The 12,978-nt window shown below is 56.7% G+C and carries 14 protein-coding genes and 1 pseudogene; 10 read left to right on the forward strand and 5 right to left on the reverse strand.

All coding sequences use genetic code 11. The features are described from left to right. Positions 1 to 26: 26 nt before the first annotated feature. Together HKK55_RS09565 and HKK55_RS09570 are read right to left on the reverse strand one after the other, a co-directional pair. Complete coding sequence (locus HKK55_RS09565; protein ID WP_169354429.1) at positions 27 to 1,325, reverse strand: HAMP domain-containing sensor histidine kinase; 1,299 nt, start codon at positions 1,323 to 1,325, stop codon at positions 27 to 29. After that, positions 1,318 to 1,992 carry a response regulator transcription factor gene (locus HKK55_RS09570; protein ID WP_169354430.1) on the reverse strand — a complete coding sequence of 225 codons (675 nt, stop codon included), beginning with the start codon at positions 1,990 to 1,992 and terminating at the stop codon, positions 1,318 to 1,320. The genes HKK55_RS09565 and HKK55_RS09570 overlap by 8 nt, the downstream gene beginning before the upstream one ends. Before the next feature lie 138 nt (positions 1,993 to 2,130). Here HKK55_RS09570 and HKK55_RS09575 point away from each other — a divergent pair, with 138 nt between their 5' ends. The 3 genes from HKK55_RS09575 (at position 2,131) to HKK55_RS09585 (ending at position 4,443) form a co-directional block, all read left to right on the forward strand. Further along, positions 2,131 to 2,304, forward strand: coding sequence for a hypothetical protein (locus HKK55_RS09575; RefSeq protein ID WP_169354431.1), 174 nt, complete (start codon positions 2,131 to 2,133; stop codon positions 2,302 to 2,304). After that, positions 2,285 to 2,605 carry a hypothetical protein gene (locus HKK55_RS09580; RefSeq protein ID WP_237151334.1) on the forward strand — a complete coding sequence of 107 codons (321 nt, stop codon included), beginning with the start codon at positions 2,285 to 2,287 and terminating at the stop codon, positions 2,603 to 2,605. Before HKK55_RS09575 ends, HKK55_RS09580 begins: the two co-directional genes overlap by 20 nt. 128 nt (positions 2,606 to 2,733) lie before the next feature. Next, positions 2,734 to 4,443 (forward strand): polyurethanase, encoded by a 1,710-nt coding sequence (locus tag HKK55_RS09585; protein ID WP_169354432.1) that lies wholly within the window; start codon positions 2,734 to 2,736, stop codon positions 4,441 to 4,443. 56 nt (positions 4,444 to 4,499) lie between these two features. On the opposite strand, the gene HKK55_RS09590 is transcribed toward HKK55_RS09585, so the two are convergent. Next, positions 4,500 to 4,709 carry a hypothetical protein gene (locus HKK55_RS09590; protein ID WP_169354433.1) on the reverse strand — a complete coding sequence of 70 codons (210 nt, stop codon included), beginning with the start codon at positions 4,707 to 4,709 and terminating at the stop codon, positions 4,500 to 4,502. Positions 4,710 to 4,887: 178 nt separating this feature from the next. Then, a complete protein-coding gene (locus HKK55_RS09595) occupies positions 4,888 to 5,106 on the reverse strand; it encodes a hypothetical protein (RefSeq protein ID WP_169354434.1) in 219 nt (72 codons plus the stop codon). 217 nt (positions 5,107 to 5,323) lie between these two features. Here HKK55_RS09595 and HKK55_RS09600 point away from each other — a divergent pair, with 217 nt between their 5' ends. The 4 genes from HKK55_RS09600 to HKK55_RS09615 all read left to right on the forward strand — a co-directional run bounded on the left by HKK55_RS09600 (position 5,324) and on the right by HKK55_RS09615 (position 8,627). Continuing rightward, positions 5,324 to 6,292 (forward strand): threonine/serine dehydratase, encoded by a 969-nt coding sequence (locus tag HKK55_RS09600; protein ID WP_169354435.1) that lies wholly within the window; start codon positions 5,324 to 5,326, stop codon positions 6,290 to 6,292. Between the two features lie 113 nt (positions 6,293 to 6,405). After that, positions 6,406 to 6,714, forward strand: a complete 309-nt coding sequence (locus tag HKK55_RS09605) for a putative quinol monooxygenase (RefSeq protein WP_169354436.1) — start codon at positions 6,406 to 6,408, stop codon at positions 6,712 to 6,714. Between the two features lie 118 nt (positions 6,715 to 6,832). Next, positions 6,833 to 7,666, forward strand: a complete 834-nt coding sequence (locus HKK55_RS09610) for an oxidoreductase (protein ID WP_169354437.1) — start codon at positions 6,833 to 6,835, stop codon at positions 7,664 to 7,666. Positions 7,667 to 7,688: 22 nt separating this feature from the next. Further along, complete coding sequence (locus HKK55_RS09615; RefSeq protein ID WP_169354438.1) at positions 7,689 to 8,627, forward strand: AraC family transcriptional regulator; 939 nt, start codon at positions 7,689 to 7,691, stop codon at positions 8,625 to 8,627. 15 nt (positions 8,628 to 8,642) lie between these two features. Here HKK55_RS09615 and HKK55_RS09620 read toward each other — a convergent pair whose 3' ends face one another. Beyond that, positions 8,643 to 10,697 carry a prolyl oligopeptidase family protein gene (locus HKK55_RS09620; RefSeq protein WP_169354439.1) on the reverse strand — a complete coding sequence of 685 codons (2,055 nt, stop codon included), beginning with the start codon at positions 10,695 to 10,697 and terminating at the stop codon, positions 8,643 to 8,645. A 122-nt stretch (positions 10,698 to 10,819) separates the two neighbouring features. Between HKK55_RS09620 and HKK55_RS29265 the strand changes: the two are divergent. From HKK55_RS29265 to HKK55_RS09635, 3 genes and pseudogenes are all read left to right on the forward strand, one after another. Next, positions 10,820 to 10,966, forward strand: a pseudogene (locus HKK55_RS29265) (LysE family translocator); the annotation flags it as partial. Between the two features lie 549 nt (positions 10,967 to 11,515). Next, a complete protein-coding gene (locus tag HKK55_RS09630; RefSeq protein ID WP_169354440.1) occupies positions 11,516 to 11,995 on the forward strand; it encodes a VOC family protein in 480 nt (159 codons plus the stop codon). A 35-nt stretch (positions 11,996 to 12,030) separates the two neighbouring features. Further along, complete coding sequence (locus tag HKK55_RS09635; protein ID WP_169354441.1) at positions 12,031 to 12,423, forward strand: GFA family protein; 393 nt, start codon at positions 12,031 to 12,033, stop codon at positions 12,421 to 12,423. The last annotated feature ends 555 nt before the right edge of the window (positions 12,424 to 12,978 follow it).

The raw sequence follows: 12,978 nt of genomic DNA on the forward strand, positions 1-12,978 counted from the left end.
TACTCCACGTGGTTTCCAGAGGCGGCTTAGGGGGCCGCAGGCAAGGCCGCAAACTCGAGCGTGACCGTGAAGCGTTGTTGTTCGATGGCGACGTCTATGTGCCAGCCTAATTTGGCGCACAACTGGCGCATCAGTTCCAGTCCCAGTCCGTAGCCGAAATCGCTGGATTCTTGTGTCTGCTTGGCCTCTCTGATGTGATTGGCTATGCGTAATTGAGGGTATTTGAAACTGATTTCCACGTTGCCCTCTTCAGCGTATTGCAGGGCGTTGCGCAGGAAGTTGCCGATAACGATGCGGCATGCGGTGGGGGGCAGGCGACAAGGTTCGTTGTGGATGTCGATAATCAGCTCGATGTCCCGGTTGCCGATCAGGTAACGGTGTTTTTGAATCAGCTCGCCCACCAGTTCGCTCAGGTCGATGTCTTCCTCCGGCAGCGGCTCGGGGCTTTCGCGGCTCATCCACAGTAAGGTCTCTGCGATAAGTTGCATGTTCAGCACCGAGCGTTCGATACGCTGCAGGGGGGATGGCAGGACGCCGCCGGACTGCAGGGCCAGCAGTTCTATATTGGCCTTGAGCACCGCCAGCGGGGTGCGCAGTTCATGGCTTGTGTAGCGCAACAGGCGGCCTTCACGCAGGCTGGCTGCCTGCACCTGTTTCACACTTTGGGCCAGGGCGTCGGCCAGAATGTTGAATTCCTTGAAGCTGAAATCAGGACGCTGACCGGACACGTCCGGGTTCTTCAGCGTGGTGGACCACTGGGCCAGCCGTCCCAGCGGCCGGACCAGCCACCAGACCAGCAGGGCGATGATAACCAGTGCCGGAACGAACACCGCCAGGCTGATGAAAGTGATTCCGCGCAGTTCCTGGTCGAAGTACGCATCAGACAGCGGCGTCTCGACTTCGCCGCCTTCTTCATGGTCGTGGTCGACGTCGAACATATAGAGGGTCTTGCCGTCCCCCAAGGCCTGGGTGAGGATCACCCGGACTTCCGAATCTTCGTCATCGGAGTCCAGGTCGCCGAAGACATGGACAGCGCCGAAGGACAGGCTCGGTGGTGTGTCCACCACCTGACGGATACTCTCCGGCAACGCGTCCTTGCCAATGACGCCGGTATAGAAGTAGTTGTGCGGCGGCAGCGTGGTTGGGTCCTTTTTGTAGTGCCTGACGAAATATTGGGCTTCTTCTTCCATCATGGCGCTGGCGGTGTAGAGCAGGCCGCGCACGGTGTATATGGGCAGCAGCTTGCTGTAAATAATCAGAACCACGGCGATCAGCAACAAAAAGCTGCCGCTGATCACCCACTTCAGGCTCAGGCCGTTACGCATGTGATGTCAACTGTATGCCGACGCCAGGAAGGGTATGGATCAGGGGCTGGCCGAAGGGTTTGTCCACGGTCTTGCGCAGTCGATGCATGTGTACTTTGAGGTTGTTGCTGTCCGGTGGCTCGTCGCCCCAGATGGTCGTTTCGAGACGTTCTCGGGTGACCGGCTCGGGGCTGGCGCGCATCAGGCACTCCAGCAAGGTCCAGCAGATGGGAGACAGATGCAGCTCCTGCCCGGCGCGACTGACTTTGCGGGTGGTCAGTTCCATGACCAGGTCGTCGACCTGAAGACGACTGGCCTGGCCGCTGCGCCGCATGCTCAACGCGCGAATTCTGGCCACTAGTTCTGCCAGTTCGAACGGCTTGACCAGGTAGTCGTCGGCCCCCGCAGCAAAGCTGGCGAGCTTGTCCGACAGCGCATCCAGCGAGGTGAGCATCAGGATGGGCGTCTGACTGCCTTGCTGGCGTAACTGTTCGCACACCTGTTGACCGTCCAGCCGCGGCAACATGATATCCAGGAGAATGACATCGTAGTGCTGCTTGAGCGCCAGGCTAAGGCCGGCCTGGCCATTGCTGGCGTGGTCGCAGCCGATGCCGCTGATTTCCAGGTACTCGATGACGGTAATGGCCAGATCAAGGTTGTCCTCGACCAGCAGCAGGTGAATATGCACGGGAACGTCCCCTTGGACACTTGTCGCTCAGAGGTCCGAAGGATAGCGGATGTCGGACTGCTTTCTGTTGATGTTTACCTGATGTTAACCCTTCGCTGTTTAAGCTGAGGCTCTTCTTATCCAGAGCTCGTCACAGTCATGAACCTGTCTTCGATGGTCAAAGGAATCCTGTTGGCCTTGATTTTCCTCGGCCTGATGGCCGGCGTCCTGCCGTCGGGAGCGCAGTTGGTGCGCATGGGAGGGAGTAGCTGGTTTCTGGTTGGCCAGAGCGCCGAGCGGGCAGGGCCGTATTATGTCGCCAGTGCGTTCTGATGACGTCGGCGTCAGCTACGCCAATCAATTGATGTTGTGTGTGGTGCTGATTATTTGTGTAACGGTTTCACTGGGTACGTACATCGTTCGCCTGAATGCGCGTATTGATAAAGCGCGAGAACTGTCGCCGGTGTATCTGTTTGAGTGTGGCAAGGACGGCGGGGCTTTTATCGTCTATCCCGATGGCAGGCGCCGTAGCAGTGACCGCTGTCACCCGACCCAGGAAGGTGGAGGCGAGGGGGTTACGCGGCTCGTCAATGAGTCGCAAGAAATGCCCCTCACGCCCACGAAGGTGGGTTAGTGATGAATCACCCAGCCGGCTATTCAATTTTTAGGTAACGATTGACAGTCCTCTCGCCCCCGGCCCCAATCTATCCCGGCTATCCGAAGTGAGGCCGCATACAAAGCCATCCGAAAAGGGAAAAGGGCATGGGTGTTTTCGATTACAAGAGCATGACGGGCGAGCACGCAAAGGCGCTGCTGAACGACGCCTTGGCTTTATCCGAGTACGCTTATGACTCCACCGGCCAACCTCTGGCAACCGGTGGCTGGGCACCTATCGGTGCGCAAGCTTTGGGTGTGACCCAGAAAGTGGACAAGCAAGGCACCTTTTGGGGCGAGACAGCATTGGCGCCTTCTGCCAACGTCGAGGTGCTGGGACAATACGATAGCGCTGGCAAACTAGTTGCCATGGGGATCGCGTTCCGCGGTACCTCCTTTGGTTTGACTCTGGATGGCCTGGGCGACGTGGCCAGCGATCTGGCCGCCGCCGTACTCCCCGGGTACGCCACCGACTACGCCAAACTGGCCTTTAACACCCTGCTGGATAACGTCGCTATCTATGCCAAGAGCCAAGGATTGACCGGCAAGGACATCCTGGTCACTGGTCATAGCCTTGGCGCACTGGGTGCCAACAGCCTGGCGACCTTGAGCCGCGATCATTGGGACGGCTTCTATCAGGATGCCAATTACGTAACCTTTGCTTCACCCACTCAAAGCTCGGGCGATACCAAGGTCTTGAATATCGGCTATGAAAATGACCCGGTGTTCAAGGCCATCGATGGCAAAGGCATCAATGTCTCGGCGCTCTTGTGGGGTAACGATAGGGCTTGGGACTCGGCTGCCAACAACCTCGTCAGCTTTACTGATAACTACGCCTCGGCCTCGGCGCATTTTCCCAACAGCCTTAACTGGGGCGTCGCCAAAGCCCACTCTCTGGACGGTTACACCCAAGGCCTGGGGCGTATCGCGGCCTCAGACTTCTACGACCTGACCAGCAAGGATTCGACCATCGTTGTCTCCAGCCTGTCAGACGCCACGCGTGGAACTACCTGGGTGCAAGACTTGAATCGCTACGCTGAAAAGCACACCGGCAATACCTTCATCATCGGCACTGAGGGCAACGACCTGCTCAAGGGCGGGGCGGGCAATGACTTCCTGGAAGGTGGCGCAGGCAACGATCGGTTCCGCGATGACGGTGGTTACAACGTCGTGCTGGGCGGCAAAGGCGATAACGTCTTCGAACTGCAAAAGCCTCTGGCTACCTTCAGTTTTGCCAACGATGGTGACGGCACGCTGTACATCAACGACGCCTATGGCGGCATCAGTCTGACCCGGGATATCGGTGCGCTGGTGAGCAAGGAAACCTCCTATATCCCATGGACTTCCATCCCATGGGGCTCACATGACATCACTTATCAGGTGACCGGCAACGGCCTGCTGGCCGGAACCGATTTAACGCAGTACGCGAGTTCGGCCAAAGGTGATGCCAGCAACAACGTCCTCACCGCCCATGCCGCCGGCGACTGGCTGTTTGGCCTGGACGGCGATGATCACCTGATTGGCAACCAGGGTAATGACGTGTTTGTCGGTGGGGCCGGCAACGACTTGATGGTCTCGGGAGGCGGCAGCAATACCTTCCTGTTCAACGGGTTCTTCGGCAACGATCGGATCGAAGGCTGCCAGGCCAGCGATAAGCTTGTGTTCATGGGTGTTCCGGGCCTGGGGCAAGACTACGATTACCGCTCCCATGCCTCGACGGTTGAGGACAACACCGTACTGTCCTTTGGCGAAAACTCTGTGATGCTGGTGGGCGTAGGTATGACCCAACTGAATGGCGCGGGGATTTTCATTTCCTGACCTGACCCAGGGGGATACATCGAGCACAAGACTGGTCGCTGCTGCAATCCAGTGGATCAGTCTGGCTCCATCATCAACGCGATACTCAGGTCTATGAACGCCTGGTTATGGGTGAGCGTTTCAAGGGCTCCATACACATTCGTGACGGTGTCTACGGAGCCGCGATCACCGACCCATTTGGCTAATTCTTCGATAGCAGCGGCCAATGCGAGTTGGTTTTCGTTGAGCGCTTTGAGTAATGGGGGGATGACATCTTCATGTCTCATGGATAGAAACCGGCGAAGGGGAGCTCATGAGTTGAGGTGATTAATGGCTGTACAGATTCAGCCTTTTCGTCGAGTGAGCACTGTTCCTTCAGCCACGGCAGTCTGCATTGCAAATGATTACTGATCAATCAGATGGCGACGAAGTGTAAAGGGAAGAATACAAAGGTTACTTTGGCAGTTACTTGTCGCGAGCGTCCATCTTGAGTTTCTCCAAGGCCTGTTTTACGTGCCCAACGTTTTTCCCGATCGTAGATAGCGCTTCACGAACGTTTTCACCGACAGCCTCGTCGCCCTGGCGCTCGATCGCAAGGGCCAATTCCATGATCGCAGCCTCCAAGGCAAGTTGGTTTTCGTAGATTTTTTCGAGTACAGCAGGGAGTGAGTGCTGGTTAGGCATAGTGCCGATTCCATTCGAGGATGGGGTCAGTTTAGCAGGCAAAGAAAAAAAGTCCGCGCCGGGCTGGCTTGTACTTTGGAAGGCTACTCTCTGGCAACTGATGTGCGCCATCCATTGAGAAGTGTGCTCGACGGTGAGGCGGATGTGAAAGGGAAAGGAGAGGGCGCCCGTTCAGGGGCGGCCTCCCGAAATTTCAATTTTAGGGTATCGGCCGCAAATGACAGATCTGATTGATTTCAAATCCATAGTGATGGCGGCGCAGCGGATAAATGGATCGGTGATTCGCACTCCGACTGTTTCGAGCGCTCTATTGGCCGAGAAGATTCAAAAGCCTGTGTTTCTTAAGCTCGAAAACATGCAGGTTGGCGGTTCGTTCAAGGCGCGCGGCGTGCTCAATAAGTTCTCGGCATCCCAAGACGATTTAAGCAGCGCAAAATTCGTAGCGGTAAGCGGGGGCAATTTTGGGATTGCGATAGGAGAGGCCGCAAAGAGCTTCGGCGTGGATATAACTGTCATCGTGCCTCAAAGTGCGCCGTCGTCTTCGATTGAAAGAATTCGCTCCTCTGGCAGTTCTGTCATTGTTGAATGTGATGTTTACGCTGCATTTGCCCGGGCCAAAGCTTTGGAGGACGAGGGGTATCTGGTTATCGACGATTGCAGCGACACGCTGATAGCTGAGGGCCACGGAACGCTTGCTCTTGAGTTCATTGCCGATTGCCCTTCACTCACTGACGTCTTTCTTGCTGTCGGAGGCGGGGCAATGCTGGCAGGAGTGGCTACAGCACTAAAATCTATCAAACCCGATATCCGTATTTGGGGCGTAGAGACTTTCGGCGCGAACTCCATGTACCAGGCGCTGCAAGCCGGCAAACCAATTGACGTCGAGATTAGCTCGATCATCTCAACGCTTGGTGTCCCGATCATCAGTGAAGTAATGCTTTCTCATGCTCAACACTATGTAGAGGAGATAGTGATCGTATCTGACAAGGAGGCTATCAATGGCATGATTTCCTTCGGGGAAGACGCAAGGCAATGGGTGGAGCTCGCGTCTGGGGCCCTAATACCCGCAGTAGTTGCTACAGCGCCCAGGCTCCCTGTAGATGCTGTCATTGGCCTCGTCGTATGTGGCGGGAACATATCGCATGAAGACATGACGAAATGGGCGGCCTACTCGCGAAAATCCTGATTATTGCGATGACGGCAGGGGACCGCTCGTGGAGCAAGTACCGATCATTTTGCGTCTGACATTCGTGATGACGTACTGTGCTTATCTATCTCTAACCTGTAGTGGTGTTATCCATGTTCGATGAAGTCCGGCTTGTCGTCATTATCAACACCCAGCCAGGTCGAGGTTCGGACCAGTTGGCTGCTTTTGAGAAGCTGGCGCCTTTGGTCAGGTCTGAACAGGGATGCATTCAATATGACTTGCACCCTGTAGTCGGTAACAGCGACAGCTTTGTCTTGATCGAGAAGTGGGCCTCCAGGAAAGCACTCGATGCTCATCATCTGGCACCTCATATGCTGGAGGCCGCCAAGCACAACCCAACGTTCCGAGCCGGGCCGGCTACGGTTTTGCTTTTGGAACCGGCAGTATCCTCCTTAAAGTAACCGTGCCTGTTTAACGATTGGCTCTGATAGGAATAGGCAATGCTGGAAGACAAACCGGCATAGGTGCCCGGGTTTTCGATAGATACCATGGCGCTCTACCGACTTATTGGAGTTCGCCATGAACAGCAGGAAAACCCTATTCATCACAGGGGTGAGCAGTGGCTTCGGCCAGGCGCTGGCACAGGAAGCTCTTGCGGCAGGCCACTGCGTCATCGGTACTGTGCGTAATCAAGCGGCTTTGCAGGCCTTTGAGGCGCTGTCTGTGGATCATGCTCATGGGGTGATCCTGGATGTGACTGACTTTGCCCGGATCGACAGCGTAGTAGCGGCCGTTGAAGCCACACACGGCCCGGTCGACGTGTTGGTCAACAACGCAGGCTACGGTCATGAGGGCATCTTCGAAGAATCGCCGCTTGAGGAGATGCGTCGCCAGTTCGACGTCAACGTGTTTGGCGCGGTAGCGGTGATCAAGGCGTTCGTGCCTTATTTTCGTAAGCGTCGTGCCGGGCACATCCTCAATATCACCTCCATGGGTGGCACGATCACGATGCCGGGGATCGCGTACTACTGCGGGAGCAAATTTGCTCTCGAAGGTATCTCCGATACGCTGAGCAAGGAACTGCTGCCTTTCAATATCTTCGTGACCGCAGTGGCGCCGGGCTCGTTTCGCACTGACTGGGCCGGTCGTTCGATGCAGCGCACCCCACGGAGCATTGCCGACTATAACGCCAGCTTCGACCCGGTGCGCAAAGCGCGCGAAGAGAAGAGCGGCAAACAGCTTGGCAACCCGCAGAAGGCTGCACAAGCGATGTTGCAGGTGATTGCCAGCGAGGCACCACCGGCCCATTTGCTATTGGGCAGTGACGCACTGGGGCTGGTACGTGACAAGTTGAATCGTGTGCTTAGTGAGATTGATCAATGGGAAGCGCTGACCCGTTCCACCGACGGTTGAGCCGCTAACAAAGAGGACGTCAATGAATCAGGCCGACTTATGCACCTCACGCATGGTGCAGTTGATGGAAAAGCTTGCGCCCGTTGAGGGCTACAATCTCAGCGCGCTGGAGGACATCCGGTTTTTGCGTTCGAATCGGCCACTGACTCGCACGCCGGTGCTGTATGACCCGGGTATCGTGATCCTGTGCCAGGGGCGCAAGCGCGGCTATCTGGGCGATGACATCTACGTCTATGACGCCCAGCATTACTTGGTGGTGTCCGTGCCGGTTCCGTTCACCATGGAAACCGACGCCAGCGAGATGCAGCCGATGCTGGCGGTTTACATGCGTCTGGACTTACAACTGGCCAGCGAGTTGATGTTGCAAGTGGATGAAGCGCTCGGGCCAAGTGATGCCCAGCCCAAGGGCATGTACGCTTCGCCGATGGACGATTTGCTGCGGGCTTCGACGCTGCGCTTTCTCGAGGTGATGAGTCGTCCGGGCGAAGCGCAAATACTGGGGCCGTCACTGGTGCGGGAAATCTACTACCGCATCCTGACGGGCGAGCAGGGTGGCTCGATGCGTGCCGCGCTTAACCGTCAAGGTCACTTCGGCAAGGTCACTCGCGCGATCCGCAAGATTCACAGTTGCTACCAGCAGCACCTGGATGTGGAGTCCCTTGCCCAAGAAGCAAACATGAGCGTGCCCAGCTTTCACCTGCACTTTCGTAGCGTGACGGACTCGTCGCCGATGCAGTACCTGAAGTCGACGCGCTTACACCAGGCGCGGTTACTGATGCTACGCAATGCGATGAGCGCGTCGACGGCGGCGTTCAATGTAGGCTATGAAAGCGCCTCGCAATTCAGCCGCGAGTTCAAGCGCTTCTTTGGGCGAACACCTCACGCAGAGATCGAGTGGATGAAGGCGACCTATGCATTGCCCGCGCCGTCCACGCCCTCTATGTACGTTTCCTCGCATTAGCGATTTTTATAGGTCTCAGTTCTTTTTCAGGTGCTCCCACAAAAACTGATAAACCAGGGCATCCATGTTCGCTGACTGGGCGTTAGTCGCAGCGCCGCCGTGTCCGCCTTCGATGTTCTCGTAGTAGGTCACGTCTTTCCCGGCTTCAATCATCTTCGCTGCCATCTTGCGGGCATGCCCCGGATGCACACGGTCATCGCGTGTGGAAGTCAGGAAGAGCACTGGCGGATAGACCTTGCTCGAATCGAACAAATGGTACGGCGAGAACTTCTGGATGTAGGCCCACTCGTGTGGCTGATCCGGATCGCCATATTCGGCCATCCACGAGGCACCCGCCAACAGGTGGCTATAGCGCTTCATATCGAGTAATGGCACCTGAACCACGACCGCACCGAAAAGCTGCGGATACTGGGTCAGCATATTGCCGGTCAGCAGCCCGCCGTTGCTTGCGCCTTGCACACCCAGGTGCTGGGGCGACGTGACTCTGCGATTGATCAGGTCCTGTGCGACAGCCGCGAAATCTTCGTAGGCGCGTGGACGGTTTTCTTTCAGTGCCGCCTGATGCCAGAGCGGACCGTATTCGCCCCCACCACGGATATTGGCAACCACGTAGACGCCGCCCTTCGATAGCCATGCACGGCCCAGGCCACCAGAGTAGTAAGGCGTCAGGGAGACCTCAAAGCCGCCATAACCGTAGAGCAGGGTAGGCGTGGTGCCGTCCGCTTGCAGAGCCTTTGGGCGTACCAGGAAGTACGGCACTCGGGTGCCGTCGGCGGAGGTGGCGAAGTGCTGTTCGGCGAGCATAGTGCTCGAATCGAAGAACGTCGGCATGGTCTTCAGCACATGCGGAAGATGGCCGATCTCGGCCAGAGACAGAGACGCCGGGGTCAGGAAGTCGGTGGTGTTGAGCCACACCGCGTCGCTCTCGTCAGGGTCCACCGCGTAGACATCGACTGAGCCGACGTCCGGTACCCCGTCGAATCCGCTGCGCTTGAATCCAGTCTCGCTCGGGGTCAGTACGCTGAGGCTGTTCTTGACGTCATCAAGTACGTTCAGTACCAAGTGATTCCTGGTCCAGGTACTGTCGACCAGTGAAGTACTGTTGGTTGGCGTGAACAGAGTCTCGAAATGGCGCTGGCCTGCGAGGAAGTCATCAAGCCTGATCGCCAATAACGAACCGGACGCATAGACCGTCCCCAAGTCCCAGTCATCGCGCAGCTCCAGCAACAGCCAGTCCTTGTGTACTGACTTGTTGGCTGAGTCGGGCGCGTCGATCCTGGTCAGTTTGCCGTCCTTGCTACGCAAGTACAGTTCGTCGCTGTAAAACGCCAGCGCACGGCTGACGAAATCACGCTCATAGCCAGGCGTGTGATCGTGCACGGCATAGACATATTGATCTTCAGGCTGGCCTTCGTAGACAAGGCTGGCAGCGCTGAGCGGGGTGCCGCGTGTCCACTGTTTCACGATGCGTGGATAGCCCGACCGGGTCAACGTGCCCTCACCGAAGTCGGTGAAGACGTAGAGAGTGTCCACGTCGATCCAGCTTGTTCCGCCCTTGGACTCGGGTAATTGGAAGCCGTTTTTTACCCACTGTTTGTCGACCAGGTCGAACTCACGAACGACATGCGCGTCGGCACCCCCACGGGACAGTGTGATCAGGCAATGACGGTAGTCCGGCGGCAGGCAGTCGGCGCCGCCCCAGACCCAGTTCTCGTCTTCGGCCAAATTCAGGGCATCTATGTCGAGCACTGTCTCCCACTTCGGCTCGGGTTTGCGGAACTCGTCCAGCGTGGTTCGGCGCCAAAGGCCGCGCTGATGAGTCGCATCGGTCCAGAAGTTGTAATAGTGCGTGCCGATTTTCTGCACATAGGGGATCTTGACGTCCGAATCGAGCACTGCCAGTAGCTCGGACTCGGTTTGTTTAAAGGTATCGGACTGTGTAAGACGGCCTTGGGTGTTGGCATTCTGGGCGCGTACCCAGTTCAGGGCCTCGGTGCCCTCAACGTCTTCAAGCCACAGATAGGGATCCTCTGCCGAGGCGGTGAGACTGGTTTTGGAGGTAAAGGGCATCTTGGACTTCTCGGAAATTTTAAAGATATCAGACTAGGCGCAGGCTGTTTTTGCTTTCCGGTGGCGGCGCAGGGCAGCGGCAAAGTGTACTCCCTGATTCACCCGCAGCTGTACGGGGCCAAGTCAATCTGCCCAGCGTCTGTGTGTGGGCCGGGTTCGGCAGCGGCTTGCGCAATCTGTTGCGCGAGCCGCGTTGTTTGAGGGTGTTCAACCTTTCCATGGCAGGGCTGTTGGTGCTGTCGCTGTACCCGATGTTTTTCGCAGGATGAAGTGAGGTTCTAGACCGGCGAAATGGTAGCGAGCAAGCCAATTGCGATGGTCAGCGCTAAAAATCCAAATAGAAAAAATGCCATCTTAGCCATAAGGCCTCCGAAAAGAAGGGACGACAGGAGGGTTCCAGTCGCGCTCCACGGGCGTATCGGGAGTGGGTTTATTATCGCTGCTCGCTGGGGTGCGATACAGATGCAGGTGATGAAGAAAAAAGCGTATCAGATGCTCAGGCGATGCCTCAGCGACGGGGCTTGGCCTGATCCTGATAGTTACCCATCAGTGTCTGTGTCGGACAGTCAGCCTCACGGTGAACTGGAGATTTAAGGCGGGGGGCTTCGGGCTTGTCTATTCTTAACCCGCTCTGGGCAAGATCGATGGCGTGGGGATGAGTGATGGGCAAAACACTGGGGGCGCTATCGTTTTTGTTGACCCTGGCCTGGGTCTCTGTCGTCATTGCGGTGATGACTTACTTTTCTTAGGCAGGGTATTTTCGCAGACACGCTCTATTAGAGGCCTGTTTTTTCCCAAGTGGCAGTTGGAGAATCCATATGATCAGCAAGAACACTATTTGTCTCTGGTATGAGGGTACCGCGTTGGATGCGGCGACCTTCTATGCTCGTACCTTTCCCGACAGCGTCGTGGGCGCCGTTCATCACGCGCCTGGCGAGTATCCGGCGGGCCAGGAGGGCGATGTATTGATGGTCGAGTTCACAATCATGGGCATCCCTTGCCTCGGGTTGAACGGCGGGCCGGTGTTCAAGCACAACGAGGCGTTCTCGTTCCAGGTCGCAACCGACGACCAGGCTGAAACAGACCGCTTGTGGAATGCGATTGTCGACAACGGTGGTCAAGAGAGCGCCTGCGGCTGGTGCAAGGACAAGTGGGGGCTGTCGTGGCAGATCACGCCGCGCGTCCTAATGGCAGCAATAACCAGCCCGGATCGAGCGGCCTCCAAACGCGCCTTCGATGCCATGATGGAAATGGGAAAGATCGATATCGCTAAGATCGAAGCGGCCCTGGCGTCGTAGGTATTTCGAGCGTGTGATGTGGGAGGAGCTGCAACATGGACCGATACACGGGCGGCTGCCTGTGCGGCGACGTCCGGATTGAGGCGACGGGGGCTCCCTACCGGGTCGGTCTTTGTCACTGCCTTGAGTGCCGCAAGCATCATGGGGCGCTTTTTCACGCGTCTGCGGTGTTTCCGCAGGACGCGGTGACGATCAATGGCGCAACACGTGACTACGCCGGACGGTTTTTCTGTCCCCGCTGCGGCTCGTCCGTTTTCGCCCGCACCGACGATGAAATCGAAGTGAACCTGGGATCTCTGGATGCCCCGAACCAACTGATACCAACCTACGAAAGCTGGATCGTCCGTCGCGAATCCTGGTTGCCGCCGTTTCCGCTCATCAGGCGATACGAGGGCGATCGTGACGCTACGGGGCGCTTGGAGGAGTAGGTGCGCTTGAGTGGCGTGGCCCAGCCAGGAAGGCAGGGAAGATCAGATACCTCGCTCAGCCCAATTAGCAGGTGGTAGAGTCTCGCGACTTTATTACGAGGGAACGTTATGAGGGCTTTAATCGGAGCGTTATTGCTAGTTGCCATCAGCGGGTGTTCTACATCACCCATATCTACCGAAAATGCTGACCCAGTACCCGCCCCAAGGTTGTATGCGTTCACCGAAAAGAATGCGGCTCAGTTAGTGGTGACCAGAGATTCGGGGATCTATGGTTCTGAGGTCCGCTTTATCCTTAATATCGATGGTAAACCTGCTGCTGAGTTTCACCCGGGCGAGGTCGCCAGATTTGGCTTGGCTCCCGGTAAGCACATTCTTGGGGTGTCGAAATACATGCTTTTTGGACACTCAAGAATCATCGAGTCAGAAGTTGAAGTGAAACCGGGAGATCTGGTTCGTCGTAGAATTTCCCAGCATGGCAGCAGTTTTTCTTTCACTCCGACTGCCTACTAGAACTCAACGGGAATGCCCGCTATTGAGCGGTTTTTTGTCTGGGAA

Source organism: Pseudomonas sp. ADAK18 (assembly GCF_012935695.1).
In the GTDB taxonomy this organism is placed as follows: Bacteria; Pseudomonadota; Gammaproteobacteria; order Pseudomonadales; family Pseudomonadaceae; genus Aquipseudomonas.

Bases quoted from the DNA above. Each gene is read 5' to 3' on its own strand.
- HKK55_RS09565 (WP_169354429.1), bottom strand. From the start codon at position 1,325: ATGCGTAACGGCCTGAGCCTGAAGTGGGTGATCAGCGGCAGCTTTTTG.
- HKK55_RS09575 (WP_169354431.1), top strand. From the start codon at position 2,131: ATGAACCTGTCTTCGATGGTCAAAGGAATCCTGTTGGCCTTGATTTTC.
- HKK55_RS09580 (WP_237151334.1), top strand. From the start codon at position 2,285: ATGTCGCCAGTGCGTTCTGATGACGTCGGCGTCAGCTACGCCAATCAA.
- HKK55_RS09585 (WP_169354432.1), top strand. From the start codon at position 2,734: ATGGGTGTTTTCGATTACAAGAGCATGACGGGCGAGCACGCAAAGGCG.
- HKK55_RS09590 (WP_169354433.1), bottom strand. From the start codon at position 4,709: ATGAGACATGAAGATGTCATCCCCCCATTACTCAAAGCGCTCAACGAA.
- HKK55_RS09595 (WP_169354434.1), bottom strand. From the start codon at position 5,106: ATGCCTAACCAGCACTCACTCCCTGCTGTACTCGAAAAAATCTACGAA.
- HKK55_RS09600 (WP_169354435.1), top strand. From the start codon at position 5,324: ATGACAGATCTGATTGATTTCAAATCCATAGTGATGGCGGCGCAGCGG.
- HKK55_RS09605 (WP_169354436.1), top strand. From the start codon at position 6,406: ATGTTCGATGAAGTCCGGCTTGTCGTCATTATCAACACCCAGCCAGGT.
- HKK55_RS09610 (WP_169354437.1), top strand. From the start codon at position 6,833: ATGAACAGCAGGAAAACCCTATTCATCACAGGGGTGAGCAGTGGCTTC.
- HKK55_RS09615 (WP_169354438.1), top strand. From the start codon at position 7,689: ATGAATCAGGCCGACTTATGCACCTCACGCATGGTGCAGTTGATGGAA.
- HKK55_RS09620 (WP_169354439.1), bottom strand. From the start codon at position 10,697: ATGCCCTTTACCTCCAAAACCAGTCTCACCGCCTCGGCAGAGGATCCC.
- HKK55_RS09630 (WP_169354440.1), top strand. From the start codon at position 11,516: ATGATCAGCAAGAACACTATTTGTCTCTGGTATGAGGGTACCGCGTTG.
- HKK55_RS09635 (WP_169354441.1), top strand. From the start codon at position 12,031: ATGGACCGATACACGGGCGGCTGCCTGTGCGGCGACGTCCGGATTGAG.